1 protein-coding gene is annotated in these 1,700 nt (G+C 32.4%); it reads right to left on the bottom strand.

Annotated features, from left to right (window positions below; translation table 11 throughout):
• Window positions 1-329: 329 nt before the first annotated feature.
• On the bottom strand, window positions 330-1,262 hold the full coding sequence (locus ACUXEY_RS28060) for a DMT family transporter (RefSeq protein ID WP_461302075.1): 933 nt from the start codon (window positions 1,260-1,262) through the stop codon (window positions 330-332).
• Window positions 1,263-1,700: the final 438 nt, after the last annotated feature.

Raw genomic sequence — 1,700 nt, 5'->3', positions numbered from 1 at the left:
TGTTTGTTTCGTTCAGTTTTCAAAGAACTACTTAGTCGCTCATTTGCGACTTCCTTATGTTAACATCTTCGTTAGTTAATGTCAACTAAGTTTTTTATTTCGTTTGCCGCGCTCTGCGTTATTGCATCGGCGACTTGTTCTATATTACACCTCTATGGTCTAATCGTCAACACCTTTTATTCAATTAATAATAAAAAAATTCCAAAGGTATTTTCTATATGAGTTTCAGTTATTTAATTTCTCTCATTCAATGAAAATAATGAAAAGGACATCCTATTACATACAAAGCGTCCTTTCCATTAAACATTATATACATACTCTTATAAACTTTAGCATTCCTTATTCTCTTTAACATTTCGATCGCCTGAGATAAATAAATCAATTAATTTACGTTTATCCGCCCATATCACCCCAAATAAAACTAAGCTGCCACCTATTACTACTCTCCAGGTTAAAGATTCATTTAACAGAACAATTGAAGCAGCAATACTTATTAACGGTAATGCATTTAAATATAATCCACTTACTGATGCCGAGACTGTCTCTAATGCTCTATTCCAAAACCAATACGCTAAAATTGTTGCCCCAATAACAAGATATATTACACTTAGTCCAGCATTATTCCATGTTTCAATCTTCGGAAAACCGTAATAAAAAGTTTCTGCCATTGCAAATGGTAATAGAATAACAGCTCCAATAATTAAAGTTAATGTTGTAAAAACATTGTTTGATAGATACTGTTCTTGTTTTGGCCTTTTCAGCAATACTGTATAGAAAGCAAATAAGAAGGTACTTAATAAAATAAGAGTATCTCCTATTAAAGATACCTTTTGATCTCCATTGCTAGATGGGATTGTAATAAGAAGTACTCCAACAGCCCCGAGTACAATACCGACCCAATAATTAAACTGAATTTTTTCTTTCAAAAAGAACGCTGAAAAAAGAATTGTAACTAAAGGTAAAGCAGCATCAATAATACTAACATGCAATCCACTTGTTAAAGAAATACCGTAGGATGTGAACATAAAGTAACCAGCTACACCTGTAAAAGATAGTAAACTCATCCTTTTCCATGGTATTTGTTTATGTACAACCGATCTTTTTAATTCTTTAAATGCAAATAGTAAACAGATTCCACCAGCGAAGAAAAGGCGAATAAACAACAAAGTAAACGGCTGAATATATTCTAATGCCCACTTTGTTGGCGCAATGGCTGTCCCCCATAATATAACAGCTACTAATAACATGCATATTTCTTTCATAATCCCCCACACCCATCAAAAAATATATGTTAACTATCTTAATTATAGGTTTTTTCTTATATGAAATCCTTTGAAAATGGAAAAACGGTATGTAAAAAACAAATGAATAGCTATTTTCCACATACCGCTTTCATATAAAAAGTAAAATATTTTTAGTCATGCTACAACTCAATTCATATAAAAGGTAATCCTTACCTTCAGCTAATATTCAAACGTATTACTTTATACCTCTTTACCCAATTATCGTCCAACATTCATTTGAAACTATCTCTATTTCATTCTCTTCCCTCTTTAAAATTACTAAATGTATGGATTATGACATTTCGTATATAAAAATAAACACAAAAAACCTAAGTCGAATCGACTTAGGTTTTTGCTTGGCGACGTCCTACTCTCACAGGGACAAGGTCCCAACTACCATCGGCGCTAGAGAGCTTA

It is taken from the genome of Bacillus sp. F9_6S_D1_P_5, assembly GCF_054823925.1.
This window is presented reverse-complemented; position numbering and strand designations above follow the sequence as displayed.